The organism is Streptomyces sp. V4I23 (assembly GCF_030817975.1).
GTDB lineage: Bacteria > Actinomycetota > Actinomycetes > Streptomycetales > Streptomycetaceae > Streptomyces.
Map to the genome: position 1 here is coordinate 3,473,317 of NZ_JAUSZW010000004.1, position 26,169 is coordinate 3,499,485.

Sequence of the window (26,169 nt, forward strand, 5' to 3'; positions counted from 1 at the left end):
CTAGGCCAGCAGCCCGCGGAGCGGGAACACGGCCCGACGCGTCGCCAGGATCGACTGGTCGAGCCGGTCCGCCGGGTCGTAGCCGTCCTCCCAGGACCGCAGGCGCACCGGCCACCGGCCGTCCGTCATCCGCGCCGGCCCCAACTGGCGCGTCCGCGCGTAAACCTCGCCGCGCCACGTCGAGGGGATCACCGACTCCGGGTCCACCGGCTGGTGCGCGGCGATCCCGACGAGGTGCGTCCACGACCGGGGAACGACATCCACGACCTCGTAGCCCCCGCCGCCGAGCGCCACCCACTTCCCGTCCGCGTGCGCGTGCGCGAGTTCGTGACACGCCTCCTGCACCGCACGCTGCGCGTCGAGCGACACCGCCAGATGAGCGAGCGGGTCCTCGAAGTGCGTGTCCGCGCCGTGCTGCGACACCAGCACCTGCGGCCGGAAGCCGGCCAGCAGCTCGGGCACCACCGCGTGGAACGCGCGCAGCCACCCCTCGTCACCCGTTCCTGCGGGCAGCGCCACGTTCACCGCCGAGCCCTCGGCGGCTCCGGTGCCGCCCGTCTCCTCCGGCCAGCCGGTCTGCGGGAACAGCGTGCGCGGATGCTCGTGCAGCGAGATCGTCAGCACGCGCGGGTCGTCCCAGAACGCCGCCTGGACCCCGTCGCCGTGGTGCACGTCCACGTCCACGTACGCGACCCGCTCCGCACCCAGCTCCAGCAGCCGGGCGATGGCCAGCGACGCGTCGTTGTAGATGCAGAACCCGGCCGCGGCTCCCGGCATCGCGTGGTGCAGGCCGCCGGCGAAGTTGACGGCGTGCGCGGCGTTCCCCCGCCACACCGCCTCGGCGGCGCCCACCGACTGCCCGGCGATCAGCGCCGATGCCTCGTGCATCCCCGCGAAGGCCGGGTCGTCGACCGTGCCGAGTCCGTACGACTGGTCCGCACGCGCCGGGTCCTCGGACGCCGCCCGTACCGCAGTCACGTAGTCCTCGCGGTGCACGAGCCGGAGCGTCGAGTCGCCCGCCGGCCTGGCGGCCACCACGTCCATGGCGCGGTCCAGCCCGTACGCCCGCACCAACCCCATGGTCAGCGCGAGCCGGACCGGATCCATCGGATGGCTGCTTCCGAAGTCATACTTCGTTACCGCCTCGTCCCACATCAACAACCCGCGGCCGCTCATGCCCGCCACCGTATCGGGCGGGCTCCGCCCCGAACGACCGGGCATACGCCAACGTGACCAGCACCATCACCATCGGCACCAGCATGGCGCCCCGGTAGCTCCACACGTCCCCGAGCGCCCCGACCAACGGCGACCCGACCAGGAAGCCGACGTAGTTGAACACGTTGAGCCGCGCCACCGCCGCATCGCTGTCCCCCGGCGCCAGCCGGCCCGCCGCCGCGAACGTCTGCGGCACGATCACGCACAGCCCGAACCCCAGCAGTGTGAACCCGAACATCCCGGCCCACGCACCCGGCGCCCCCGCGACCACCGCGAACCCGGCCGCCGCCAGCACCGCCCCGCCCCGGACGACGGCCACGGCCCCGAAGTGCCGTACCGCGAGGTCCCCGACGGCCCGGCCCACCAGCGTCGTCACCATGTACGCGTTGTACGGCACGGTCGCCAGCTCCTCGGAGCTTCCCAGGACGTCCTGCAGGTACTTCGCACTCCAGTTGGAGACGGTCGAGTCCCCGATGTACGCGAAGGTCATCACCAGACACAGCGGCGCCAGCACCTTGAGGGCCACCCCGCCCCCGGCAGCCTCCGTCCGGCGGGACTCCGGAGCCCGCTCGCCGTCGACGTACCACCGGCTCGCGGCCAGCACCGCCGGTACCAGGACCGCGACCACCGGCAGATACGACACGACCAGCGCGACATCGAAGTGCGCACCCGCCCACGCCAGCGATGCGCCCGCGATCCCGCCGAGGCTGTACGCCGCGTGGAAGCCGAGCATGACGCTCCGCCCGTACGCCCGCTGGAGGCTGACGCCCAGCATGTTCATCGCGGCGTCGAGCGCACCGACGGCCATCCCGAACACCCCGAGGCCGACGCCCACTTGCCACATCCGGTCGCCCGCGGCGACGCCGAGGAGCGACAGCAGCACGATCGGCTGCGACCACCGCAGCACCGCGCTCGCCGGGACCCGGCGGACCATGCGCCCGGTCAGGACGCTGCCCACCCCGGCGAGAACCGGCACGGCCGCGAGGAAGAGCGGCAGCAGCCCGTCGGATATCCCGTAGCGGTCCTGCACGGCGGGGATACGCGTCACGAGCAGAGCGAACGCGACGCCCTGGGAGAAGAAGCCGAACGCCAAGGAGGCCCGCCCGTGGCGCAACCGCGCATCCGTCATGGCGGCACAGCGTACGGACAGGGACTACCGGGGGGTAGACACGTCACACGAGCAATGCGGGCAGCTCCGCCATCGCACCGAAGCAGCCCTTGGCCCCGGCGAGTCTGTCGGCGGGCGTCATGGCGGTGAACCCGTACACGTCCATACCGGCCGCCAGGGCCGCTTGCACGCCCAGGCGGCTGTCCTCGACGACGACGCACCGCTCGGGCGTCACCCCCATGCGCGCGGCGGCGTGAAGGAAGAGATCGGGCGCGGGCTTGCCCCGGCCCACGTCCTGGGCACTGAACACGATGCCGTCGGTGAACCACCGGTCGAGCCCTGTGGTGCGCTGCCCGACACGGATCCGCTCATGACTTCCGGAGGACGCGACGCAGTACGGCACACCGTCGGCCGTGAGCTTCTCCAGAACGTCCGTGACGCCGTCGACGGCGGCCAACTCCCGCTCGAAGGCGGCGAAGACGCGCGCGTGCAGCGTCTCGTCGAAGTCCGCCGGCAGCGCCTGCCCGGTCCGCTCCCGGACGAGGTCGTGGACGCGGTGGACGGCGGCCCCCATGAAGTCGCGCAGGGAGTCCTCGTACGAGGTGGGGTGGCCGAGCTCGGTGAGATAGCCGGCGAGGATGGTGTTCGAGAGGGGCTCGCTGTCGACGAGCACGCCGTCGTTGTCGAAGATGACGAGGTCGTAGCGCATGCCGCCGACTTTATGCGACCCCCGAACGCAGGAAAGCCCCGGAACAGTGTTCCGGGGCTTTCCCACAATGATTGTTCGGCGGCGTCCTACTCTCCCACAGGGTCCCCCCTGCAGTACCATCGGCGCTGAAAGGCTTAGCTTCCGGGTTCGGAATGTAACCGGGCGTTTCCCTAACGCAATGACCACCGAAACTCTATGAAGATGTCCGAACTACCAGCCGGCAAGGCGAGTTCGTTACTTCAGAACTAACACAGTGGACGCGAGCAACTGAGGACAAGCCCTCGGCCTATTAGTACCGGTCAACTCCACCAGTTACCTGGCTTCCATATCCGGCCTATCAACCCAGTCGTCTACTGGGAGCCTTACCCTCTCAAGGAGGTGGGAGTCCTCATCTCGAAGCAGGCTTCCCGCTTAGATGCTTTCAGCGGTTATCCTTTCCGAACGTAGCCAACCAGCCATGCCCTTGGCAGGACAACTGGCACACCAGAGGTTCGTCCGTCCCGGTCCTCTCGTACTAGGGACAGCCCTTCTCAAGACTCCTACGCGCACAGCGGATAGGGACCGAACTGTCTCACGACGTTCTAAACCCAGCTCGCGTACCGCTTTAATGGGCGAACAGCCCAACCCTTGGGACCGACTCCAGCCCCAGGATGCGACGAGCCGACATCGAGGTGCCAAACCATCCCGTCGATATGGACTCTTGGGGAAGATCAGCCTGTTATCCCCGGGGTACCTTTTATCCGTTGAGCGACGGCGCTTCCACAAGCCACCGCCGGATCACTAGTCCCGACTTTCGTCCCTGCTCGACCCGTCGGTCTCACAGTCAAGCTCCCTTGTGCACTTACACTCAACACCTGATTGCCAACCAGGCTGAGGGAACCTTTGGGCGCCTCCGTTACCCTTTGGGAGGCAACCGCCCCAGTTAAACTACCCATCAGACACTGTCCCTGATCCGGATCACGGACCCAGGTTAGACATCCAGCACGACCAGAGTGGTATTTCAACGACGACTCCACCTGAACTGGCGTCCAAGCTTCACAGTCTCCCACCTATCCTACACAAGCCGAACCGAACACCAATATCAAACTGTAGTAAAGGTCCCGGGGTCTTTCCGTCCTGCTGCGCGAAACGAGCATCTTTACTCGTAGTGCAATTTCACCGGGCCTATGGTTGAGACAGTCGAGAAGTCGTTACGCCATTCGTGCAGGTCGGAACTTACCCGACAAGGAATTTCGCTACCTTAGGATGGTTATAGTTACCACCGCCGTTTACTGGCGCTTAAGTTCTCAGCTTCGCCGACCCGAAAGTCAGCTAACCGGTCCCCTTAACGTTCCAGCACCGGGCAGGCGTCAGTCCGTATACATCGCCTTACGGCTTCGCACGGACCTGTGTTTTTAGTAAACAGTCGCTTCTCGCTGGTCTCTGCGGCCACCCCCAGCTCAAGCAGCAAGTGCTCTCACCGGTGATGGCCCCCCTTCTCCCGAAGTTACGGGGGCATTTTGCCGAGTTCCTTAACCATAGTTCACCCGAACGCCTCGGTATTCTCTACCTGACCACCTGAGTCGGTTTAGGGTACGGGCCGCCATGAAACTCGCTAGAGGCTTTTCTCGACAGCATAGGATCATCCACTTCACCACAATCGGCTCGGCATCAGGTCTCAGCCTTGATGTTGTGCGGATTTGCCTACACAACGGCCTACACCCTTACCCCGGGACAACCACCGCCCGGGCTGGACTACCTTCCTGCGTCACCCCATCACTTACCTACTACCGCCTTGGGTCAGCGGCTCCACCACTCCGACCTCGTCCGAAGACTCAGCCGGCGGCTTCACGGCCTTAGCATTAACGGGTTCAGTACTGGGCGTTTCAAAGCGGGTACCGGAATATCAACCGGTTGTCCATCGACTACGCCTGTCGGCCTCGCCTTAGGTCCCGACTTACCCTGGGCAGATCAGCTTGACCCAGGAACCCTTAGTCAATCGGCGCACACGTTTCTCACGTGTGTATCGCTACTCATGCCTGCATTCTCACTCGTGAACCGTCCACAACTCGCTTCCGCGGCTGCTTCACCCGGCACACGACGCTCCCCTACCCATCACAGCGGGCGTTGGCCCTCATGCTGCAATGACACGACTTCGGCGGTACGCTTGAGCCCCGCTACATTGTCGGCGCGGAATCACTTGACCAGTGAGCTATTACGCACTCTTTCAAGGGTGGCTGCTTCTAAGCCAACCTCCTGGTTGTCTCTGCGACTCCACATCCTTTCCCACTTAGCGTACGCTTAGGGGCCTTAGTCGATGCTCTGGGCTGTTTCCCTCTCGACCATGGAGCTTATCCCCCACAGTCTCACTGCCGCGCTCTCACTTACCGGCATTCGGAGTTTGGCTAAGGTCAGTAACCCGGTAGGGCCCATCGCCTATCCAGTGCTCTACCTCCGGCAAGAAACACACGACGCTGCACCTAAATGCATTTCGGGGAGAACCAGCTATCACGGAGTTTGATTGGCCTTTCACCCCTAACCACAGGTCATCCCCCAGGTTTTCAACCCTGGTGGGTTCGGTCCTCCACGAAGTCTTACCTCCGCTTCAACCTGCCCATGGCTAGATCACTCCGCTTCGGGTCTTGAGCGCGCTACTATGTCGCCCTGTTCGGACTCGCTTTCGCTACGGCTTCCCCACACGGGTTAACCTCGCAACACACCGCAAACTCGCAGGCTCATTCTTCAAAAGGCACGCAGTCACGAGATACAAGCAAGCTTGCATCCGACGCTCCCACGGCTTGTAGGCACACGGTTTCAGGTACTATTTCACTCCGCTCCCGCGGTACTTTTCACCATTCCCTCACGGTACTATCCGCTATCGGTCACCAGGGAATATTTAGGCTTAGCGGGTGGTCCCGCCAGATTCACACGGGATTTCTCGGGCCCCGTGCTACTTGGGAAATTCTCAAACGAGCCGTATGAATTTCAGCTACGGGGGTCTTACCCTCTACGCCGGACCTTTCGCATGTCCTTCGCCTATCCATACGGTTTCTGACTCGTCGACCAGCCGGCAGACTGGTCAAGAGAATTCCCGCAACCCCGTATGCGCAACCCCTGCCGGGTATCACACGCATACGGTTTGGCCTCATCCGGTTTCGCTCGCCACTACTCCCGGAATCACGGTTGTTTTCTCTTCCTGAGGGTACTGAGATGTTTCACTTCCCCTCGTTCCCTCCACACTGCCTATGTGTTCAGCAGTGGGTGACAGCCCATGACGACTGCCGGGTTTCCCCATTCGGAAACCCCCGGATCAAAGCCTGGTTGACGACTCCCCGGGGACTATCGTGGCCTCCCACGTCCTTCATCGGTTCCTGGTGCCAAGGCATCCACCGTGCGCCCTTAAAAACTTGGCCACAGATGCTCGCGTCCACTGTGCAGTTCTCAAGCAACGACCAGCCACCCACCACCCCGCCGACAAGCGGCGAGTTCACTGGGGCCGGCATCCCGAAGGGCAAGCAACGCTCGCACCCTCAGACACCCAACAGCGTGCCCGGCACAGCCGATCCCTGGATGGTCGCGTTCCACGCTCCGAGGAGCAGTACTAGCGGTCACCAGTGACCGAGTGCGCCGAATAATCAACGTTCCACCCATGAGCTGACCGTGCAGAACGTTTGTCTGCAATCGGTGCTGTGCTCCTTAGAAAGGAGGTGATCCAGCCGCACCTTCCGGTACGGCTACCTTGTTACGACTTCGTCCCAATCGCCAGTCCCACCTTCGACAGCTCCCTCCCCGAGGGGTTGGGCCACCGGCTTCGGGTGTTACCGACTTTCGTGACGTGACGGGCGGTGTGTACAAGGCCCGGGAACGTATTCACCGCAGCAATGCTGATCTGCGATTACTAGCAACTCCGACTTCATGGGGTCGAGTTGCAGACCCCAATCCGAACTGAGACCGGCTTTTTGAGATTCGCTCCGCCTCGCGGCTTCGCAGCTCTTTGTACCGGCCATTGTAGCACGTGTGCAGCCCAAGACATAAGGGGCATGATGACTTGACGTCGTCCCCACCTTCCTCCGAGTTGACCCCGGCAGTCTCCTGTGAGTCCCCATCACCCCGAAGGGCATGCTGGCAACACAGAACAAGGGTTGCGCTCGTTGCGGGACTTAACCCAACATCTCACGACACGAGCTGACGACAGCCATGCACCACCTGTATACCGACCACAAGGGGGCGACCATCTCTGGCCGTTTCCGGTATATGTCAAGCCTTGGTAAGGTTCTTCGCGTTGCGTCGAATTAAGCCACATGCTCCGCTGCTTGTGCGGGCCCCCGTCAATTCCTTTGAGTTTTAGCCTTGCGGCCGTACTCCCCAGGCGGGGAACTTAATGCGTTAGCTGCGGCACCGACGACGTGGAATGTCGCCAACACCTAGTTCCCAACGTTTACGGCGTGGACTACCAGGGTATCTAATCCTGTTCGCTCCCCACGCTTTCGCTCCTCAGCGTCAGTAATGGCCCAGAGATCCGCCTTCGCCACCGGTGTTCCTCCTGATATCTGCGCATTTCACCGCTACACCAGGAATTCCGATCTCCCCTACCACACTCTAGCCTGCCCGTATCGAATGCAGACCCGGGGTTAAGCCCCGGGCTTTCACATCCGACGTGACAAGCCGCCTACGAGCTCTTTACGCCCAATAATTCCGGACAACGCTTGCGCCCTACGTATTACCGCGGCTGCTGGCACGTAGTTAGCCGGCGCTTCTTCTGCAGGTACCGTCACTTTCGCTTCTTCCCTGCTGAAAGAGGTTTACAACCCGAAGGCCGTCATCCCTCACGCGGCGTCGCTGCATCAGGCTTTCGCCCATTGTGCAATATTCCCCACTGCTGCCTCCCGTAGGAGTCTGGGCCGTGTCTCAGTCCCAGTGTGGCCGGTCGCCCTCTCAGGCCGGCTACCCGTCGTCGCCTTGGTAGGCCATCACCCCACCAACAAGCTGATAGGCCGCGGGCTCATCCTGCACCGCCGGAGCTTTCAACCGCAGACCATGCGATCCGCAGTGTTATCCGGTATTAGACCCCGTTTCCAGGGCTTGTCCCAGAGTGCAGGGCAGATTGCCCACGTGTTACTCACCCGTTCGCCACTAATCCCCTCCCGAAGGAGGTTCATCGTTCGACTTGCATGTGTTAAGCACGCCGCCAGCGTTCGTCCTGAGCCAGGATCAAACTCTCCATGAATGTTTACCCGTGATCGGGTGACACATCCGAGAGCGGAACAACCGGTCGGAATAAGACCGGTCGTTCACAGCGTCCTCGCTGTGATTGCCATCCCGCAAGCGGGATGGACTTTTTCAAAGGAACCTCGACCATCCGGAGATGGACGGGGTATCAACATATCTGGCGTTGATTTTTGGCACGCTGTTGAGTTCTCAAGGAACGGACGCTTCCTTTGTACTCACCCGCAGAACATCTTCTGAGGCTTTCCTCCGGGCGCTTCCCTTCGGTCTTGCGTTTCCGACTCTATCAGATCTTTCCGATCCGATTTCCTCGGCGCTTTCCAGTTCTTCGCTCTCGCGCTTCCCTTTCCGGCGGTTCCGACTCTACCAGATCCTTTCGGGCCTGATTCCCAGTCAGAGGGGGTTGTCTTCCCGGCCGTTGGGCCGTTCCGACGAGGTGAGACTTTAGCGGAATCCCAGGCCCCGACGCTAATCGGGGTCTCGCTCGTTCGAAGGTCGAACGAGGATTCCTCATTCCGCGAAAACGCACGCGAAAGACGGGCGCCAGAAAGTCTGTCGCTCGCTCGAGTGGGTCTTGCGGAATGGTGTCCGGGGACCAGCCTGAGCCGGTGCTCACGTCGGACAACTCGGAGAACAGTACGGATGGCGGAACCCGGTGTCAACTCGGACCCCGGGCGCGTAGGCTGAGCCGCATGACCACGCGCACGTGCCCCAATCTCTGGTGGGCCGCCTGACGGCGGCCGGCACCTGCGCATGCTCTTCAACGGCCGCCGCTTCGGCGGCCGTTCGCGTTTCCCCACTCCGGGGGTCCGGCCGCGGCAGCGGCGGCTCCGACCCGACACGGAGTGGAGTACGGAATGAAGCGGATCTTCAGCGGCGTCAAGCCGACCGGGCACCTGACCCTCGGCAACTACCTCGGGGCGATGCGACGCTGGGTCGAGATCGACCAGCACCGGTCGGACTCCCTGTTCAGCGTCGTCGATCTGCACGCGCTGACCATCGAGCACGATCCAGCACGGGTGCGCAGGCTCAGCCGGCAGGCGGCGACGCTGCTGCTGGCCGCGGGGCTCGACCCGGAACTGTGCACGCTCTTCGTACAGAGCCATGTGGACGAGCACGCGCGGCTCTCGTACATCCTCGAGTGCACGGCCACCGACGGCGAGCTGCGGCGCATGATCCAGTACAAGGAGAAGAGCGCGCGGGCTCGGGAGTCCGGGCAGAGCGTGCGGCTCTCGCTGCTCACCTATCCGGCGCTGATGGCGGCGGACATCCTGGCGTACCGGACCGACGAGGTGCCGGTCGGTGAGGACCAGACCCAGCATGTGGAGCTGACCAGGGACCTCGCGGTCCGGTTCAACCAGCGGTACGGGCACACCTTCACCGTGCCGCGGGTGACACATCCGCCGGTGGCCGCACGGGTCATGGATCTGCAGGACCCCACGTCGAAGATGGGCAAGTCCCACGAGGTCGGCGCCGGGATCGTGTACCTGCTCGACGAGGCGGACGTGGTGCGCAAGAAGGTCATGCGTGCGGTCACGGACAGCGGGCGCGAGGTCGCGTACGACCGGGAGGAGCGGCCGGGTGTCACCAATCTGCTGGAGATCATGGCGGCCTGTACCGGGCACGATCCGAAGGAGCTGGCCGGGGAGTACGGCTCGTACGGCGCGTTGAAGAAGGACGTCGCCGACGCGGTGGTGGAGGTGCTGCGGCCGGTCAGGGTGCGCCACGCCGAGCTGGCGGCCGACCCGGCGTACATCGACGAGGTGCTGCGCAAGGGCGCCGACCGGGCCAGAGGGATGGCGCGTCCGACGGTCGACGCCGCCTATCGCGCGATCGGGTTGCTGCCGGCCTGAAGCGGTGAGCGCGGGCCGCCGCCGTTCATGGCGGGCGGCCCGCGTACGAGGCGGTCAGCCGTTGCCGGAGGCGAGCTCGCGGCTGCGGTCGCGGGCGGCTTCGAGGGCGGCGATGAGGGCCGCGCGAACGCCGTGGTTCTCCAGTTCGCGGATGGCGCTGATCGTGGTGCCGGCCGGGGACGTGACGGCCTCGCGGAGCTTCACGGGGTGTTCGCCGCTGTCGCGGAGCATCACCGCGGCGCCGATGGCGGCCTGGACGATGAGGTCGTGGGCCTGGGCGCGCGGGAGGCCGAGGAGGATGCCGGCGTCGGTCATCGCCTCGACGAGGAAGTAGAAGTAGGCCGGGCCCGAGCCGGAGAGCGCGGTGGCCGCGTCCTGCTGGGACTCGGGGACGCGCAGGGTCTTGCCGACGCCGCCGAAGATCTCCTCGGCGTGCACGAGGTGCTCGGTGGTGGCGTGGCTGCCGGCGGAGATGACGGACATGCCTTCGTCGACGAGGACGGGGGTGTTCGGCATGACGCGGACGACGGGGGTTCCCGCGGCCAGACGCTCCTCGATGGAGGAGCACGTGATGCCGGCGGCGGCGCTGATGACGAGCCGGTCGGCGGCGACGTGCGGGGCGAGCTCGTCGAGGAGCTTGCTCATGTCCTGGGGCTTGACGGCCAGGATGAGGGTGTCGGCGCGCTTGGCCGCCTCGGCGTTGGTGACCGCTTCGACCCCGTAACGGGTGCGGAGCTCCTCGGCACGCTCGGGACGGCGGGCGGTGACCAGCAGATCGGCGGGGTGCCAGCCGGCGCGGATCATGCCGCTGAGCAGGGCCTCGCCGATCTTGCCCGTACCGAGGACTGCGACTGTCTGGGTCATGGCTCTGTTCACCTCGCCGGTCGGGATGCGTGCGCTCACATCCTTTCACCGGGGGCGGTGGCGTGCCGCGGCCGTCCACGTGGCGGGCACGGCCGGGACGGTTCAGGCGGTGCGGCGGCGCAGGGTGGCGGCGCCGAGGGCGAGGACGAGGACGGCGCAGGCGGCGACGACCAGGACGTCGCGGAGGAAGGCGGCGGTGGTGTCGGTGTGGTGCAGGACCTCGTTCATGGCATCGACGGCGTACGACATGGGCAGCACGTTCGAGATGGCTTCGAGGGCGGGCTGCATCTGGTCGCGCGGGGTGAACAGGCCGCACAGCAGCAGCTGCGGGAAGATCACGGCCGGCATGAACTGGACCGCCTGGAACTCGGAGGCGGCGAAGGCGGATACGAACAGGCCGAGTGCCGTGCCGAGCAGCGCGTCGAGGAGTGCGACCAGGAGCAGCAGCCAGGGCGAGCCGACGACGTCGAGGCCGAGGACCGACAGGGCGAGCCCGGTGGCGAGGAGGGACTGGACGACGGCGACGAGACCGAAGGCCATGGCGTATCCGCCGATGAGGTCGCCCTTGCCGAGGGGCATGGCGAGCAGTCGTTCCAGGGTGCCCGACGTGCGTTCGCGCAGGGTGGCGATGGAGGACACCAGGAACATCGTGATGAGCGGGAAGATGCCGAGCAGCGAGGCGCCGATGGAGTCGAAGGTGCGCGGGCTGCCGTCGAAGACGTAGCGCAGCAGCAGGAGCATCAGGCACGGCACGAGCAGCATCAGGGCGATGGAGCGCGGGTCGTGGCGGAGCTGGCGCAGGACGCGGGCGGCTGTGGCGAGGGTGCGGGCTGTGCTCATCGGGCGTCCTCCTGGAGGGCGTCGGCCTCGTCGACCAGGTGGAGGAAGGCCGCTTCGACGGTTTCGGTGCGGGTGCGGGCGCGCAGGTCGTCCGGGGCGTCCTCGGCGAGGATCTCGCCGTCGCGCATGAGCATGAGCCGGTGGCAGCGCTCGGCCTCGTCCATGACGTGGGAGGAGACGAGGATCGTCGCGCCGCGGTCGTCGGCGAGGCGGTGGAAGAGGTCCCACAGGTCGCGGCGCAGGACGGGGTCCAGGCCGACGGTGGGTTCGTCGAGGACGAGGACCTCGGGCGTGCCGAGCAGGGCGACGGCGAGCGAGACGCGGCTGCGCTGACCGCCGGAGAGGCGGCCGGCGAGGGCGTCGGCGTGCGAGGTGAGGTCGACGTCGGCGACGGCGCGCGCGACGTACTCCTCGCGGGCGTCCTGGTGGGCCCGGCCGGGGAGCAGGACGGATGCGAAGTAGTCGAGGTTCTGGCGGACGGTGAGGTCGTCGTAGACGGAGGGCGCCTGGGTGACGTAGCCGATCCGGGAGCGCAGTCCGGCGTCGCCGGCCGGGCGGCCGAGGATTTCTAGGGTGCCGGTGACCTTCGCCTGGGTACCGACGACGGCGCGCATGAGGGTCGATTTGCCGCAGCCGGAGGGCCCGAGGAGTCCGGTGATGCGGCCGGGCAGGACGGTGAAGTCGAGGCCGCGGAGGACGGTGCGGTCTCCTCGTACGACGGTGAGGCCGCGGGCCAGGACCGCGACGCCAGAGGAATTCATCATGCGATGAATAATGCGCCTGGCGGTGCCTGGGCGTCAAGGAGGGGGCAAGGACAGGGGAAGGTCGGGGCGGGCCAGCAGGACAGGGCTCAGGCGGGGAGGCGGATGACCGTGAGGTCGACGGCGTACGCCTCTTCGGGCACGCCGGGCAGCGACCGGCGGAACCGGTCGGCCATCGCGGCGCCCGGCTCCACGGCGGTGACGCGCGCGCCGCGCTCGCGCAGCAGCCGGGTGGCGATGCCGGTGCCGGCGCCGACGTCCACGGTCCGGGCGCCGGTGAGCGGGCGGCCGGACAATTCCTCGACGGCGTCGAAGAGGGCGGGCGGATAGCCGGGGCGGGCGGCGTCGTACTGGTCCGCCGCGGTGTCGAAGGAGAGGGCACGCCGGGACCGATCGGAATCCGTCATGCCTCTCATCCCTCCCACGGGGGCGGCTAGTTGCGCCGGGATCCGCCGCTCCGGCGGGCGCGGGCCGCCGGGTTCCCGGAGCGGCTGCCGCGGCGCTTCTCGTACTGCCGGAGCGCCGTCTCGTACTCGGCGCGGCGCAGCTGCTCGCCGGGTGCTTCCGTCAGGCAGCGCAGGGAGTAGGCGATGAGGGAGCCGATGAAGCCGATCGCCTTGAGGCTGCGCAGCGAGTCCTCGGATGCGGAGCCGGTCGGCCGCCGGCCGAAGCTCTCCCAGGTCTTGCGGAAGGCGATGGCGCTGCAGACGGCGAACATGACGACGACGAGGACGTTCACGAAGCCGCCGACCTCGGCGATGGCCAGGCCCTGGTAGGCGAAGCGCAGCACGAGCGCGGCGGCGAAGGCGGTGACGAGCGCCCCGGCGCCGACGGCGGCCCGGCGCAGCACGTAGCCCCCGTCGTGCTCGACCCAGGTGGTGCCGAAGTAACGGATGGGCTCGGGCCGCGGGCCGGTGCCGCTGCCGGTGCCAGTGCTGTCGCCGGGGCTCTCGGTGTGCTCGCTCACGGGTCGATTATCCCCGCGGCGTGGGTGCGGGTCAGGAGCAGCGGATGGTGACGTAGCCGTCGCTGCCCGTCTGGACGTAGGCGTCGGAGACGAACTCGCCGTTGGCGATGTTGTCCCAGATGTTGGTGGTGCCGTAGGGGCCGGTGATCGTCTCGCCCGGCTTCTGGCAGTTGATCGGGACGCTCGCGCCGTACGGCAGCACCCGGATGAGCCGGTACTGGGTACCGGGGCCGGAGCGCACGTTCAGCCGGACGCCCGGTGCGACCGGGTAGCGCTTGACCGTGAAGGTCTCCACGGCCTCGGTCCCGGCCTCTTCGCCCTGTACTTCCTCAACAGCCATCGAGTTCTCCCCCGTTGATGCACGTCTGATGCACGTCGTGTGAAAGCGGCGTGACTCGCCGCGCGCAGGCTAGCAAGCCATGGCTGGATCGTACGCATCATCGACTAGGCTCCGAGCGTCGCGCGTGCGCACCATCAGACGGGGGTGGGAGATGCCACCGCTGCGCAGTACCGGGTGGTTCCCGGAAGCGGAGCATCCGGAATATGCCGGGCAGTACCGCCTCGAGGCCTGCCTCGGCAACGGCGGCATGGGCGTCGTCCACCTCGCCACCTCCGCTTCGGGCCTGCGGCTCGCGGTCAAGGTCATTCACGCCGAGCACGCCTCGGACCCCGAGTTCAGGGCGCGTTTCCGCCAGGAGGTCGCCGCCGCCCGCCGGGTCAGCGGCGCGTTCACGGCACCGGTCGTGGACGCCGACCCCGACGCCGAACGCCCGTGGATGGCCACGCTGTTCATCGACGGTCCGACGCTGTCGGACCGGGTCAAGCGGAACGGCCCCCTGGATGCGGCGGAGCTGCGCAGGGCCGGCGCGGGGCTCGCCGAGGCCCTGCGCGACATCCATCGCGCCGGCGTGGTGCACCGGGATCTCAAACCCAGCAACGTGCTGCTGGCCCCTGACGGACCGAAAGTCATCGACTTCGGGATCTCCCGTCCCTCGGACAGCGATCTGCGCACGGAGACCGGGAAGCTGATCGGGACGCCGCCGTTCATGGCTCCCGAGCAGTTCCAGCGCCCGCGTGAAGTCGGGCCCGAGGCCGATGTGTTCGCGCTGGGCGCCGTGCTCGTGCACGCGGCGACCGGGCGCGGCCCGTTCGACTCCGACAGCCCCTACATCGTGGCGTACCAGGTCGTGCACAACGAGCCCGATCTGGCGGGCGTGCCGGAGGATCTCGTACCGCTGCTGCGCAGCTGCCTGGCCAAGGACCCGCGCGAGCGGCCCACGCCGTACGAGCTGATGGTGGCGCTGCGCGCGTCGTCGCCGTCGTCGGCGTGCGACACCCAGGCCTACATACCGGCGCAGCGTGGACCGGAGCAGCGGGAGAGGCGGCTCCCTGCGGCGGATGAGGCCGCCCCCGGAGGGAAGGCCGGTGCGAAGCGCCGCGGCCGGGCCCGGTGGGCGGCCGTCGCCGCCGGCCTCGCCGTGCTGGCCACCGGTGCGGTCGTGACCGTCGCCGCCACGTCGGACGATCCGGGACCGGGCCGCGCGGCACCGCGCGCCGAGGAGTCCTTCCGCCCCTGGAGCGTGGCACTGCACCGCGGCGACGGCGAGAACCGGACCCCGGTCTGCACCGGGGCCGGCCCTGCCCTCTTCTGCACGGCTCCCGGCACCGGAGCCGTACGGCTCGACCCGGCCGACGGCAGCACCGACTGGTCGGCGGGGAGCGCGGGTCCGCGGACGGCCCGGGGGCAGGGCGACGCGGGTCAGGAGCCCGTACTCGCGGGCGGCCTGCTGCACGTCGTCACGGCGGGCGGCGACCGCCACGAAGCGCTCGACCCCGCGACCGGCGCGGTGCGGTGGGACCTCGGCATCTCCGCGTACGCCGCGGTGCGTCCCCTCGGTGACGTCGTGCTGCTGGTCACGGAGGGCGGGCAGGTGCGGGCCGTCGACGCCGCGACGGGTGCGGACCGGTGGCGTAAGCGGCTCGGCGGGCCGGGCACGCAGTGGGTCCGGGCCGCGGACGGCGAGGGTCCCGCGTTCGACGCGACGCTCTCCGCGGACGGAACGACCACACGCGTCGGCGCGATCGATCCGGCGAGCGGCCGGCGGCTGTGGAGCGAGCGGCTCCAGGGCTCGCTGACCCCGGCGGGGGCCGTGGACGGTTCGCTGTATCTGCTCTCGTCCGACGCGGACGGGTTCACCGACGCCGTGGTCCGTGTGGACACGGCGTCCGAGGACCGCGCCGTCAGCCGTGTCCCGCTGGCCGCCCCCGTCGACCAGGCGCAGGCCACGGTCGCCGGGTCCGTCGTCTACCTGTCGGGCGCGGGCGGTTCGCTCCTCGCGGTCGACACGTCCCGGCCGGCCGGGGACGCGCAGCTGTGGCGCCTGGAGACGGCGGTGACCCACCTGTCCCGGCCGGCGGCCGACGACCGCTTCGTGTACGTGTCGGCCGGTGACGGGCGGCTGCTCGCCGTCGACGTCGCCCGCGGCACGCTGACCGGCCAGACCAGGCCCCGGATGGACGACGGGCGGTTCACGTACGCGGCCCTGCTGCCCGCCCCCGTCACCGCGCCCGGCACGGTCTTCGCCACCGCCCCCGACGGGTCCGTCTTCGCCGTCGACGCGAAGGACCCGGCGCGCTGGTGAGCGCGCCGGGTCCCCGGTGACTGCGATACGGGCGGGTCAGCCCAGCTTGGAGACGTCCCGCACCGCGCCCTTGTCCGCGCTCGTCGCCATCGCCGCGTAGGCGCGCAGCGCCGCCGAGACCTTGCGTTCGCGGGACTTCGGGGCGTACGCCCCGCCCAGCGCCTGCTCGCGGCGGGCCAGTTCGGCCTCGTCGACCAGCAGCTCGATCGAGCGGCCCGGGATGTCGATGCGGATGCGGTCGCCGTCCTCGACGAGGGCGATGGTGCCGCCGGACGCGGCCTCCGGGGAGGCATGACCGATCGACAGGCCGGACGTGCCGCCGGAGAAGCGGCCGTCGGTGATCAGGGCGCAGGTCTTGCCGAGGCCGCGGCCCTTGAGGAAGGACGTCGGATAGAGCATCTCCTGCATGCCGGGGCCGCCCTTGGGGCCCTCGTAGCGGATGACGACCACGTCGCCGTCCGTGACCTGCTTGTTGAGGATCTTCTCGACGGCCTCCTCCTGCGACTCGCAGACGACGGCCGGGCCCTCGAAGGTCCAGATGGACTCGTCGACGCCCGCTGTCTTCACGACGCAGCCGTCGACGGCCAGGTTGCCCTTCAGCACCGCCAGGCCGCCGTCCTTGGAGTAGGCGTGCTCGGCGGAGCGGATGCAGCCGCCCTCGGCGTCCTCGTCGAGGGTGTCCCAGCGCTCGGACTGGGAGAAGGCCTCGGCGGAGCGGACGCAGCCCGGGGCCGCGTGCCACAGCTCGACGGCCTCCGCGGACGGGGAGCCGCCGCGCACGTCCCACGTCTTCAGCCAGTCGGCGAGCGAGGGGCTGTGGACGCTGTGCACGTCCTCGTTCAGCAGCCCGGCGCGGTGCAGCTCGCCCAGCAGGGCGGGGATGCCGCCGGCGCGGTGGACGTCCTCCATGTAGTACGTGCGGTTCTTCGCGACGTTCGGCGCGACCTTGGCGAGGCACGGCACCCGGCGGGAGACCGCGTCGATCTCCTCCAGGCCGAAGGGGACGCCCGCCTCCTGGGCCGCCGCCAGCAGGTGCAGGATCGTGTTGGTCGAGCCGCCCATCGCGATGTCGAGGGCCATGGCGTTCTCGAAGGCGGCCATGGTGGCGATGTTGCGCGGGAGGACCGACTCGTCGCCCTGGGCGTAGTAGCGGTCGGTGAGCTCGACGACCGTACGGGCGGCGTTCTCGTACAGGGCGCGGCGGGCGGTGTGGGTGGCCAGCGTCGAGCCGTTGCCCGGCAGGGAGAGGCCGATGGCCTCGGTCAGGCAGTTCATCGAGTTGGCGGTGAACATGCCGGAACAGGAGCCGCAGGTCGGGCAGGCGTTCTCCTCGATACGGAGCATGTCCGCGTCGGAGATCTTGTCGTTGACGGCGTCCGACATCGCGTCGACCAGGTCGAGCGTGCGGACGGTGCCGTCGACCAGGGTGGCCCGGCCGGACTCCATCGGGCCGCCGGAGACGAAGACCGTCGGGATGTTCAGGCGCAGGGCCGCGTTCAGCATGCCTGGGGTGATCTTGTCGCAGTTGGAGATGCAGATCAGGGCATCGGCGCAGTGCGCCTCGACCATGTACTCCACGGAGTCGGCGATCAGGTCGCGCGAGGGCAGCGAGTAGAGCATGCCGCCGTGGCCCATGGCGATGCCGTCGTCGACGGCGATCGTGTTGAACTCGCGCGGGATGCCGCCCGCCTCGCTGATCGCCTGGGAGACGATCCGGCCGACCGGCTGGAGGTGGGTGTGGCCCGGAACGAACTCCGTGAAGGAGTTGGCGACGGCAATGATCGGCTTGCGGCCGATGTCCGCGCCCGGTACACCGGAGGCCCGCATAAGGGCGCGGGCGCCCGCCATGTTGCGGCCGTGGGTGACAGTGCGGGACCTCAGCTCGGGCATCGTCGCTCGCTCCTCGTCGTGATGGGTGTATCTGTCTCGAGCGTACGCCGCCGCTCCAAGATCTGGACAGCGTGTCCGGAATGCGGGACGCCCGGCTCAGTCCTCGGTCGGCTCGGCTCCTGGTCCGCTCAGGCCCCGGTCGGGCCGGGGTCCGTGAGGTAGCGCTGCAGCGTGGGCGCCACCATCCGCACGATCTCCTCCGTGTCCACCGAGGCCAGCGGCTCCGCCTTGATCACGTAACGCAGGATCGCGATACCGATCATGTGCGACGCGGCGAGCTCGGCTCGGAAGGTCGGGTCCGGTACGTCGAGGTCGCCCGCGACCCGCTCCAGCAGCCGCCGCAGGACGAACCCGCGCAGCACCGTCGCCGCCGCCTCGTGGGTCAGCGCGGAACGGATGATGGCGAGCAGGGGGGCACGGGTCACCGGGTTCTCCCAGACGCCGATGAAGTAGCGGGCGAGCCGCTCGCCGATGCCCTCGGTGCTCGTGCCGAGGATCACGGGGATGGCCAGCGCGGGCTCGAAGGAGACCTCGATCGCCGCGGCGAAGACGTCGTCCTTGGTGCCGAAGTAGTGGTGCACGAGCGCCGCGTCGACCCCGGCGGCCCGCGCGATCCCGCGCATCGTCGTCTTGTCGTAGCCGCGCTCGGCGAACTCGGTGCGCGCCGCCTGGAGGATCCGCTCGCGCGCGCCGGGCCCCTCGTCGGCCGCCTTGCGGGCCGGCCGCCCGCGCCGCCGGGGCGCCGCGCCGGTCATCGGGCCGTACCGGTCATCGCGTCGTGCCCGTCATCGCGTCCTACCGGTCCCGCCGTGGACGCGCGACGCGGCCGCGGAGGCCAGGTGCAGCCGCGTGAAGGCCAGCGCCTCCGCCAGGTCGGCCTCGCGTTCGGCGGCGGACATGGCGCGCCGCGTGTTGACTTCGATGACGACGTGGCCGTCGAAGCCGTTGCCGGCCAGGCGCTCCAGCAGTTCGGCGCAGGGCTGGTCGCCGCGGCCGGGCACCAGGTGCTCGTCCTTCGCGGACCCCTTGCCGTCGGCCAGGTGCACATGGCCGAGCCGGTCGCCCATCCGGTCCACCATCGCCATCGTGTCGGTCCGCGAGGTCGCCGTGTGCGACAGGTCGATGGTGAAGTGCCGGTAGTCGTCCTTGGTGACGTCCCAGTCGGGGGCGTACGCGAGCATCTCCCGGTCCCGGTAGCGCCAGGGGTACATGTTCTCCACGGCGAACCGGACGTCCGTCTCGTCCGCCATGCGCCAGATGCCGCGGACGAAGTCGCGCGCGTACTGCCGCTGCCAGCGGAACGGCGGGTGCACGACCACCGTGGATGCCCCCAGCTTCTCGGCGGCGGCCTGCGCCCGCTGGAGCTTGACCCACGGATCGGTGGACCAGACCCGCTGGGTGATCAGCAGGCACGGGGCGTGGACGGCGTGGATGGGGACCTGGTGGTAGTCCGAGAGCCTGCGCAGCGCCTCGATGTCCTGGCTGACGGGGTCCGTCCAGACCATGATCTCGACCCCGTCGTAGCCGAGGCGCGCGGCGACCTCGAAGGCGGTCGCCGTCGACTCCGGATAGACGGAAGCCGTCGACAGGACAACCTTCGCATCCGGGATGCGCACGACTGGTTCTGCCACGGAGACAGCCTAAAGGCAGGCGCTAGGCGGTCGGCAGATGGTCGAGGCGCCGCAGGATGACGCCCTCGCGCAGCGCCCAGGGGCAGATCTCCAGTTCCTCGGCGCCGAAGAGGTCCATCGCCCCCTCCGCGACCAGGGCTCCTGCCAGCAGCTGACGGGCCCGGCCCGGGGAGACGCCGGGCAGGCCGGCGCGCTGCTCCACGGTCATGGCGGCGAGCTTGGGCACCCAGCCGACGAGTGACGAACGACTCAGCACGCGCTGGACGTAGAGGCCCTCGCCGGAGCGGGCCGCACCCGCGATGCGGGCCAGCTGCTTGAAGGTCTTGGAGGTGGCGACGATGTGGTCCGGCGGGCCCAGCCGGCTGAATTCGCCGACGACGCGGGCGATCTCGGCGCGCACATGGCGCCGCAGCGACTTCACGTCCTGCGGGTCCGGCGGGTCGCCGGGCAGCAGTCCCGCGGTCAGCCGGCTCGCGCCGAGCGGCAGGGAGACGGCGGCGTCGGGCTCCTCGTCTATGCCGAACGCGATCTCCAGCGAGCCGCCGCCGATGTCGAGGACGAGCAGCTTCCCGGCCGACCAGCCGAACCAGCGGCGGGCCGCGAGGAACGTGAGACGCGCCTCCTCCTCGCCCGAGAGGACCGTCAGCTCGACACCCGTCTCGGCCTTGACCCGGGACAGGACCGTGTCCGCGTTGGTCGCCTCGCGCACGGCGGAGGTGGCGAAGGAGAGAACCTCTTCGCAGCCCTTGTCCTCGGCGGCCTGCAACGCGTCGGCGACGGTGTGGACCAGCCGCTCGATGCCCTCCTCGCCTATGGCGCCGCCCTCGTCGAGCAGCTCGGCGAGACGCAGCTCCGCCTTGTGGGAGTGCGCGGGAAGGGGGCGGGCGCCGGGGTGGGCGTCCACCGCCAGCAGGTGAACCGTGTTCGAACCGACGTCGAGGACTCCGAGTCTCATGGGCGGAACGCTACTGCGGTCGCGCGCATACGCTGGAGCCGTGCCAAAGACGAAAAAGGCGAAGCCGGGCAAAGCAGCGCCCGCTACGAGGTCCGAACGGCCCGACAACCACGACAAGCGCGCCTCGAAGAAGACCGAGCCCGACGAAAAGGGCCTGGACTTCCCCCGAGCATGGGTGGAGTTCCCCGACCCCGCCGACGACGAACAGGTCTTCCGGTGCGACCTGACGTGGCTCACCTCACGCTGGAGCTGCATCTTCGGCAGCGGGTGCCAGGGAATCCAGGCCGGGCGGGCGGACGACGGCTGCTGCACGCTGGGCGCGCACTTCTCCGACGAGGAGGACGAACAGCGTGTGGCGGAGCACGTGGCACGCCTGACGCCGGACCTGTGGCAGTTCCACGACGTCGGCACCCGGACCGGCTGGGTGCAGCAGGACGAGGACGGTGAGCGCCAGACGCGCCGCTGGGAGGGCTCCTGCATCTTCCAGAACCGCCCGGGCTTCGCGGGCGGCGCGGGCTGCTCGCTGCACATCCTCGCGCTGCGCGAGGGCCGGGAGCCGCTGGAGACCAAGCCGGACGTGTGCTGGCAGCTGCCGGTGCGGCGTACGTACGAGTGGATCGACCGGCCGGACGACACCCGCGTGCTGCAGGTGTCGATCGGCGAGTACGACCGCCGGGGCTGGGGCCCGGGCGGGCACGACCTGCACTGGTGGTGCACGTCGGCGACGTCGGCGCACGGCGCGGGCGAGCCCGTGTACGTGACGTACCGCCCGGAGTTGACCGAGCTGATGGGCAAGGCGGCGTACGACGTGCTGGTGGAGCTGTGCGAGGCGCGTCTGGCGTCGTCGCTTCCGCTGGTGGCGCCGCACCCGGCGGACCCGAAGCCCCGCTGACGGGCGGGCCGGACGGACGGCGGCCCGCCCCTCGGCGCCGGGGCCGCCGGGTGGCACGCCCCTCGGTGTGCGGAATGCCGGGGGGACGCCGCGGAGGACCGTTTCGGCCGGGTCAGTCCGAGGGCGGCGGGGTCGCCGGCTCGGACGGCGGTTCCGACGCGGGCGGTGACGTGGGCGGGTCGGACGGATCGGGCGAGGACGGCGGCGGAGAGGTCGGCGGCGTCGGGTCCGGCGAGGACGGCGGGGGGCTGGAGGGCGGCGGGCTCGACGGCGGCGTGGGGGTCGGGTCGGGCGAGGAGGGCGGCGGGCTGGTCGCCCCGCGGCCGTGGATCGCCACGACCGCGCCGGCCGGCTCGATGCCGACCTGCGCGCGCCAGTAGCCGGACGGCTCCCGCGAGGAGTCGACGGTGAGGTACAGAGTGATCGTTTCGCCGGGGTAAAGAGTGCCGGACGAGCGCGTGGTGCGCAGCCAGGGCACGTCCGTCCACAGCGACCAGTCGACCGGGGCGCCGCCGGACGCCATGAGCGTGATGACGGTGGTGTCCCCGGCGGGCTGCGCCTCGACCGTGAGCCTGCCCGGGCCCCGCCCGTAAGCGGAGGGCGGGGCGGGGGTGCCCGTGCTGACCACCTCGACGGAGACGTCGGACGTGTGGCGGTCGGCCGTGAAACGGGGGTCGGGCGTCGCGCTCGCGTTGCCCGCGTGCTCGTAATGACCGTACGGGTCGCCCTCGGCCGAGGCGTCCTGGTCGCCGGCGCTGATGACCGGCCCGCGATGGCCCTCACCGGTCAGCGGCGCCCCCCGGTACGCCGCCCACAGGGCGAGCACCGGCGCGGCCACGACGGTGGCCACGACCGTGGTGGTCACCACGCGGGCGCGCATCCGGTCGCGCCGGGCGGCGTGGTCCTTGGGATCGAGCGGGAAGCCGTCCGGGCCGAAGCGCGGGGCGCCGGCGCGGGCGCGCGGGACGTGCCGCATCGCGACGTACGCGGCGGCGCGCGGCGCCTCGACCAGGGGCAGCGCGGCCGGTGTGACGGACGAGCCGGGCCAGGGCCCCCGGGCGCCGGCGCGCTCGGCGGCGCGACGGCAGCGGGGGCAGTCGTCCACGTGACGCACGAGCTCACGGCGCAGGGCGGCCGAGAGCAGGACGCGGTTGTCGCCGGTGAGCCGGGCGACGGCCGGGCAGTTGCCGGTCTCGACGACGGCGAGCGCGGCCCGGGTGCGCTCCACCTCGCAGGCCGCGGCGGCCAGCAGCTCGCGGGCCGCGACCTCGCCGAGACCGAGGACCGAGGCGACGGCGGCCGGGCCGAGGCCGTGGCGCACGGCCAGTTCGAGGGCCTCGCGCTGCTCGGGAGTGGTGCCGGCGGCCTCGGGCCAGGCCAGCAGGGCCAGTTCGGCGTGGCGGCGCTCGGCGGCCTCGGGGGCGACGCGGGGCGCGGGCTCGCCGCCGACGGCGGGCCGTCCGGTGTGGGAGCCCTGGCGCCTGCGGCGCTGCTCGCTGAGCCGGCGCAGACAGGCCCAGCGCGCGAGCGCGTACATCCAGGCCCTCCGCTCGGCCTCGCCGGACGGGCAGCGTCCGTGCTGCCGTTCGGCGATGGCGAGGACGTCACCGAGGACCGCCGTCGCCGCGTCGTGGTCGCACAGCACGGAGAGGCAGTAGGTGAACAGGCCGTCGAGATGCGGCTCGTAGCGCGCGGGCGGTCGCTCGGCGGACGGACGGGGCGCGCGACGGTGTGCGCGGTGTGCGCCGGTGATGTGGGTAGGGGTTTCCAGCCTGCTGCTCGTCACTCCGTGACCGTAGGGGCAGCGCTGGACCCTGTTCGTACCCCTTGAGCACTTTTAATCCATACGGGTGAACCGTTCCCTGGAGGGAGGACAGAAGGGACAGGTTCCGCGCCCCGGGTGCCCACTGTTTCGCGCTGCGCGCCGGGCAGCGCGCCCTTGGCAGCGGGCGCCGGGCAGGGCTGTCAGTGGGCCCCGCTACGGTTTGCGCATGGCTGCCCGTACGAAATCCGCGAAGGACCGGCCGTCCTACCGCTGCACCGAATGCGGCTGGACCACCGCAAAGTGGCTCGGCCGCTGCCCCGAGTGCCAGGCCTGGGGCACGGTCGAGGAGTACGGCGCGCCCGCCGTCCGCACCACGGCCGCCGGCCGGGTCTCCACCGCCGCGCTGCCCATCGGTCAGGTCGACGGCCGGCAGGCGACCGCGCGCTCCACGGGCGTGGACGAGCTCGACCGGGTCCTCGGCGGCGGTCTCGTGCCGGGTGCCGTCGTGCTGCTCGCGGGTGAGCCGGGCGTCGGCAAGTCGACGCTGCTGCTCGACGTCGCGGCCAAGGCGGCGAGCGACGACCACCGCACGCTGTACGTGACGGGCGAGGAGTCCGCGAGCCAGGTCAGGCTGCGCGCCGACCGGATCAGGGCCCTGCACGACCACCTCTACCTGGCGGCGGAGACGGACCTGTCCGCGGTCCTCGGCCATCTGGACGCGGTCAAGCCGTCCCTGCTGATCCTCGACTCCGTGCAGACGGTGGCCTCCCCCGAGATCGACGGCGCGCCCGGCGGCATGGCCCAGGTCCGCGAGGTCGCGGCCGCCCTGATCCGCGCCTCCAAGGAGCGCGGTATGTCCACGCTGCTGGTGGGCCATGTGACGAAGGACGGCGCGATCGCGGGTCCCCGGCTGCTGGAGCATCTCGTCGATGTGGTGCTCCACTTCGAGGGCGACCGGCACGCCCGCCTCCGCCTCGTCCGCGGCGTGAAGAACAGGTACGGGGCGACGGACGAGGTCGGCTGCTTCGAGCTGCACGACGAGGGCATCACCGGCCTGGCCGACCCCTCGGGCCTGTTTCTCACCCGCCGCGACGAGCCCGTCCCCGGCACCTGTCTGACGGTCACCCTGGAGGGCCGCCGCCCGCTCGTCGCCGAGGTGCAGGCGCTGACGGTCGACTCGCAGATCCCCTCCCCCCGGCGCACCACCTCGGGTCTGGAGACCTCGCGGGTGTCGATGATGCTGGCGGTCCTGGAGCAGCGGGGCCGGATCTCCGCGCTCGGCAAGCGCGACATCTACAGCGCGACGGTCGGCGGTGTGAAGCTCTCCGAGCCCGCCGCCGACCTCGCGATCGCCCTCGCGCTGGCGTCGGCGGCGAGCGACACCCCGCTGCCGAAGAACCTGGTCGCGATCGGCGAGGTGGGACTCGCCGGCGAGGTCAGACGGGTGACGGGCGTCCAGCGGCGGCTCACCGAGGCGCAGCGTCTCGGCTTCACGCACGCCCTGGTGCCGTCCGATCCGGGCAAGATCCCGGCGGGCATGAGGGTCACGGAAGTCGCCGACATGGGGGATGCTCTGCGGGTGCTCCCACGCGTCCGCCGGAAGGCTCCCGACGGCGCCTGAGGCGTACGCCCCCCGGGGCGACGAGGCTCGCCGGTAGACTTTGCCCTGGTCTCGCCCACCCGTACGAGCCGGAGGAGTGCAGTGGCAGCCAAGGACGGGGCAGCAGCACCCGGAAAGTCCGGCCAAGGCACGGGCAACGAAGCGCTGATCCGCGCCGCCCTGAGCGCGGTCGCCCCGGGCACCGCCCTGCGCGACGGCCTGGAGCGCATCCTGAGGGGGAACACCGGTGGACTGATCGTTCTCGGCATGGACAAGACCGTCGAGTCCATGTGCACCGGCGGCTTCGTGCTGGACGTGGAGTTCACCGCGACCCGGCTGCGCGAGCTGTGCAAGCTGGACGGCGCGCTGATCCTCGACAAGGACATCTCCAAGATCCACCGGGCCGGTGTCCAGCTGGTCCCGGACGCCTCCATCCCGACCGAGGAGACCGGCACCCGCCACCGCACCGCGGACCGGGTCTCGCGCCAGTGCGGCTTCCCGGTGGTGTCCGTGTCCCAGTCGATGCGGCTGATCGCGCTCTACGTGGACGGGGAGCGCCGTGTCCTGGAGGAGTCCGCCGCGATCCTGTCGCGGGCCAACCAGGCGCTGGCCACCCTGGAGCGCTACAAGCTCCGCCTCGACGAGGTCGCGGGCACGCTGTCGGCGCTGGAGATCGAGGACCTGGTCACCGTCCGGGACGTCACGGCGGTCGCGCAGCGCCTGGAGATGGTGCGCCGGATCGCCACCGAGATCGCCGAGTACGTGGTGGAGCTGGGCACCGACGGCCGCCTCCTCGCGCTCCAGCTCGACGAACTGATCGCGGGCGTGGAGCCCGAGCGCGAGCTGGTCGTCCGCGACTACGTGCCCGAGCCGACGTCCCCCAGAGCCGCGCCCGGGAGGGGCGGCCAGCGCTCGCGCACGGTGGACGAGGCGCTGGCGGAGCTGGACGCCCTCACCCACACCGAGCTGCTCGAACTGCCCGTCGTGGCACGGGCGCTGGGCTACAGCGGCTCGCCCGAGACCCTGGACTCCGCGGTCTCGCCGCGGGGTTACCGCCTGCTGGCGAAGGTGCCCCGGCTGCCGGGCGCGATCATCGAGCGGCTCGTCGAGCACTTCGGCGGACTGCAGAAGCTGCTGGCCGCCAGCGTGGACGACCTCCAGGCCGTGGACGGCGTCGGCGAGGCGCGGGCGCGCAGCGTGCGCGAGGGCCTGTCGCGGCTCGCGGAGTCGTCGATCCTGGAGCGGTACGTCTGAGACGTGTACGGGCGAGGG

18 protein-coding genes, 3 rRNA genes and 1 pseudogene are annotated in these 26,169 nt (G+C 69.6%); 5 read left to right on the forward strand and 17 right to left on the reverse strand.

Going from position 1 to position 26,169, the window contains the following annotated elements:
• The 6 genes from QFZ82_RS17935 to QFZ82_RS17960 form a co-directional block, all read right to left on the reverse strand.
• Positions 1–1,176, reverse strand: coding sequence for an acetoin utilization protein AcuC (locus tag QFZ82_RS17935; protein ID WP_307714136.1), 1,176 nt, complete (start codon positions 1,174–1,176; stop codon positions 1–3).
• A complete protein-coding gene (locus QFZ82_RS17940; RefSeq protein ID WP_307714137.1) occupies positions 1,127–2,344 on the reverse strand; it encodes an MFS transporter in 1,218 nt (405 codons plus the stop codon). The genes QFZ82_RS17935 and QFZ82_RS17940 overlap by 50 nt, the downstream gene beginning before the upstream one ends.
• Positions 2,345–2,387: 43 nt before the next feature.
• Positions 2,388–3,032 (reverse strand): HAD family phosphatase, encoded by a 645-nt coding sequence (locus QFZ82_RS17945; RefSeq protein ID WP_307714138.1) that lies wholly within the window; start codon positions 3,030–3,032, stop codon positions 2,388–2,390.
• Positions 3,033–3,105: 73 nt separating this feature from the next.
• Positions 3,106–3,222 (reverse strand): 5S ribosomal RNA (rrf, locus tag QFZ82_RS17950).
• Between the two features lie 79 nt (positions 3,223–3,301).
• Positions 3,302–6,424: ribosomal RNA gene (locus tag QFZ82_RS17955) — 23S ribosomal RNA — on the reverse strand.
• Between the two features lie 287 nt (positions 6,425–6,711).
• Positions 6,712–8,238: ribosomal RNA gene (locus tag QFZ82_RS17960) — 16S ribosomal RNA — on the reverse strand.
• The 16S, 23S and 5S rRNA genes sit together here, the layout of an rRNA operon.
• An 856-nt stretch (positions 8,239–9,094) precedes the next feature.
• Between QFZ82_RS17960 and trpS the strand changes: the two genes are divergently transcribed.
• On the forward strand, positions 9,095–10,090 hold the full coding sequence (gene trpS / locus QFZ82_RS17965) for a tryptophan--tRNA ligase (RefSeq protein WP_307714139.1): 996 nt from the start codon (positions 9,095–9,097) through the stop codon (positions 10,088–10,090).
• Positions 10,091–10,144: 54 nt separating this feature from the next.
• Here the strand turns inward: trpS and proC are convergent, their stop codons facing one another.
• The 6 genes and pseudogenes from proC to QFZ82_RS17995 all read right to left on the reverse strand — a co-directional run bounded on the left by proC (position 10,145) and on the right by QFZ82_RS17995 (position 13,862).
• Positions 10,145–10,954, reverse strand: coding sequence for a pyrroline-5-carboxylate reductase (gene proC, locus QFZ82_RS17970; RefSeq protein ID WP_307714140.1), 810 nt, complete (start codon positions 10,952–10,954; stop codon positions 10,145–10,147).
• Between the two features lie 102 nt (positions 10,955–11,056).
• The gene (locus QFZ82_RS17975) at positions 11,057–11,794 is read right to left on the reverse strand and encodes an ABC transporter permease (RefSeq protein ID WP_307714141.1); all 738 of its coding nucleotides are present in this window, start codon (positions 11,792–11,794) and stop codon (positions 11,057–11,059) included.
• Positions 11,791–12,558 (reverse strand): ABC transporter ATP-binding protein, encoded by a 768-nt coding sequence (locus QFZ82_RS17980; RefSeq protein ID WP_307714142.1) that lies wholly within the window; start codon positions 12,556–12,558, stop codon positions 11,791–11,793. The genes QFZ82_RS17975 and QFZ82_RS17980 overlap by 4 nt, the downstream gene beginning before the upstream one ends.
• A gap of 134 nt (positions 12,559–12,692) precedes the next feature.
• Positions 12,693–12,971 (reverse strand): annotated as a pseudogene (locus QFZ82_RS17985) (class I SAM-dependent methyltransferase); the annotation flags it as partial.
• A gap of 17 nt (positions 12,972–12,988) precedes the next feature.
• The gene (locus QFZ82_RS17990; RefSeq protein WP_307714143.1) at positions 12,989–13,522 is read right to left on the reverse strand and encodes a hypothetical protein; all 534 of its coding nucleotides are present in this window, start codon (positions 13,520–13,522) and stop codon (positions 12,989–12,991) included.
• Positions 13,523–13,553: 31 nt separating this feature from the next.
• Positions 13,554–13,862 carry a peptidase gene (locus QFZ82_RS17995; RefSeq protein WP_307714144.1) on the reverse strand — a complete coding sequence of 103 codons (309 nt, stop codon included), beginning with the start codon at positions 13,860–13,862 and terminating at the stop codon, positions 13,554–13,556.
• Between the two features lie 151 nt (positions 13,863–14,013).
• On the opposite strand from QFZ82_RS17995, the gene QFZ82_RS18000 reads away from it, so the two are divergent.
• Positions 14,014–16,164: a serine/threonine-protein kinase gene (locus tag QFZ82_RS18000; RefSeq protein ID WP_307717757.1), complete on the forward strand. Its 2,151-nt coding sequence runs from the start codon at positions 14,014–14,016 to the stop codon at positions 16,162–16,164.
• Positions 16,165–16,200: 36 nt separating this feature from the next.
• Here QFZ82_RS18000 and ilvD read toward each other — a convergent pair whose 3' ends face one another.
• The 4 genes from ilvD to QFZ82_RS18020 form a co-directional block, all read right to left on the reverse strand.
• A complete protein-coding gene (gene ilvD, locus QFZ82_RS18005) occupies positions 16,201–18,054 on the reverse strand; it encodes a dihydroxy-acid dehydratase (protein WP_307714145.1) in 1,854 nt (617 codons plus the stop codon).
• Positions 18,055–18,182: 128 nt separating this feature from the next.
• Positions 18,183–18,809, reverse strand: coding sequence for a TetR family transcriptional regulator (locus tag QFZ82_RS18010; RefSeq protein ID WP_307714146.1), 627 nt, complete (start codon positions 18,807–18,809; stop codon positions 18,183–18,185).
• Between the two features lie 30 nt (positions 18,810–18,839).
• Positions 18,840–19,685: a sugar phosphate isomerase/epimerase gene (locus tag QFZ82_RS18015; protein WP_307714147.1), complete on the reverse strand. Its 846-nt coding sequence runs from the start codon at positions 19,683–19,685 to the stop codon at positions 18,840–18,842.
• 22 nt (positions 19,686–19,707) lie between these two features.
• Positions 19,708–20,640: a Ppx/GppA phosphatase family protein gene (locus QFZ82_RS18020; RefSeq protein ID WP_307714148.1), complete on the reverse strand. Its 933-nt coding sequence runs from the start codon at positions 20,638–20,640 to the stop codon at positions 19,708–19,710.
• 40 nt (positions 20,641–20,680) lie between these two features.
• Between QFZ82_RS18020 and QFZ82_RS18025 the strand changes: the two genes are divergently transcribed.
• Positions 20,681–21,532 carry a hypothetical protein gene (locus tag QFZ82_RS18025; protein ID WP_307714149.1) on the forward strand — a complete coding sequence of 284 codons (852 nt, stop codon included), beginning with the start codon at positions 20,681–20,683 and terminating at the stop codon, positions 21,530–21,532.
• 112 nt (positions 21,533–21,644) lie between these two features.
• Here QFZ82_RS18025 and QFZ82_RS18030 read toward each other — a convergent pair whose 3' ends face one another.
• Positions 21,645–23,318 (reverse strand): hypothetical protein, encoded by a 1,674-nt coding sequence (locus QFZ82_RS18030; protein ID WP_307714150.1) that lies wholly within the window; start codon positions 23,316–23,318, stop codon positions 21,645–21,647.
• Between the two features lie 205 nt (positions 23,319–23,523).
• On the opposite strand from QFZ82_RS18030, the gene radA reads away from it, so the two are divergent.
• Together radA and disA are read left to right on the forward strand one after the other, a co-directional pair.
• On the forward strand, positions 23,524–24,918 hold the full coding sequence (radA, locus tag QFZ82_RS18035; protein WP_307714151.1) for a DNA repair protein RadA: 1,395 nt from the start codon (positions 23,524–23,526) through the stop codon (positions 24,916–24,918).
• Between the two features lie 81 nt (positions 24,919–24,999).
• Positions 25,000–26,151, forward strand: a complete 1,152-nt coding sequence (gene disA, locus QFZ82_RS18040) for a DNA integrity scanning diadenylate cyclase DisA (protein WP_177149505.1) — start codon at positions 25,000–25,002, stop codon at positions 26,149–26,151.
• Positions 26,152–26,169 lie beyond the last annotated feature (18 nt).

Coding starts and splice junctions, on each gene's coding strand:
- QFZ82_RS18000 (WP_307717757.1), top strand. CDS start 14,014: ATGCCACCGCTGCGCAGTACCGGGTGGTTCCCGGAAGCGGAGCATCCG.
- QFZ82_RS18010 (WP_307714146.1), bottom strand. CDS start 18,809: ATGACCGGCGCGGCGCCCCGGCGGCGCGGGCGGCCGGCCCGCAAGGCG.
- QFZ82_RS17980 (WP_307714142.1), bottom strand. CDS start 12,558: ATGATGAATTCCTCTGGCGTCGCGGTCCTGGCCCGCGGCCTCACCGTC.
- QFZ82_RS17940 (WP_307714137.1), bottom strand. CDS start 2,344: ATGACGGATGCGCGGTTGCGCCACGGGCGGGCCTCCTTGGCGTTCGGC.
- ilvD (WP_307714145.1), bottom strand. CDS start 18,054: ATGCCCGAGCTGAGGTCCCGCACTGTCACCCACGGCCGCAACATGGCG.
- QFZ82_RS17945 (WP_307714138.1), bottom strand. CDS start 3,032: ATGCGCTACGACCTCGTCATCTTCGACAACGACGGCGTGCTCGTCGAC.
- QFZ82_RS17975 (WP_307714141.1), bottom strand. CDS start 11,794: ATGAGCACAGCCCGCACCCTCGCCACAGCCGCCCGCGTCCTGCGCCAG.
- QFZ82_RS17935 (WP_307714136.1), bottom strand. CDS start 1,176: ATGAGCGGCCGCGGGTTGTTGATGTGGGACGAGGCGGTAACGAAGTAT.
- radA (WP_307714151.1), top strand. CDS start 23,524: ATGGCTGCCCGTACGAAATCCGCGAAGGACCGGCCGTCCTACCGCTGC.
- QFZ82_RS17995 (WP_307714144.1), bottom strand. CDS start 13,862: ATGGCTGTTGAGGAAGTACAGGGCGAAGAGGCCGGGACCGAGGCCGTG.
- trpS (WP_307714139.1), top strand. CDS start 9,095: ATGAAGCGGATCTTCAGCGGCGTCAAGCCGACCGGGCACCTGACCCTC.
- QFZ82_RS18020 (WP_307714148.1), bottom strand. CDS start 20,640: ATGAGACTCGGAGTCCTCGACGTCGGTTCGAACACGGTTCACCTGCTG.
- proC (WP_307714140.1), bottom strand. CDS start 10,954: ATGACCCAGACAGTCGCAGTCCTCGGTACGGGCAAGATCGGCGAGGCC.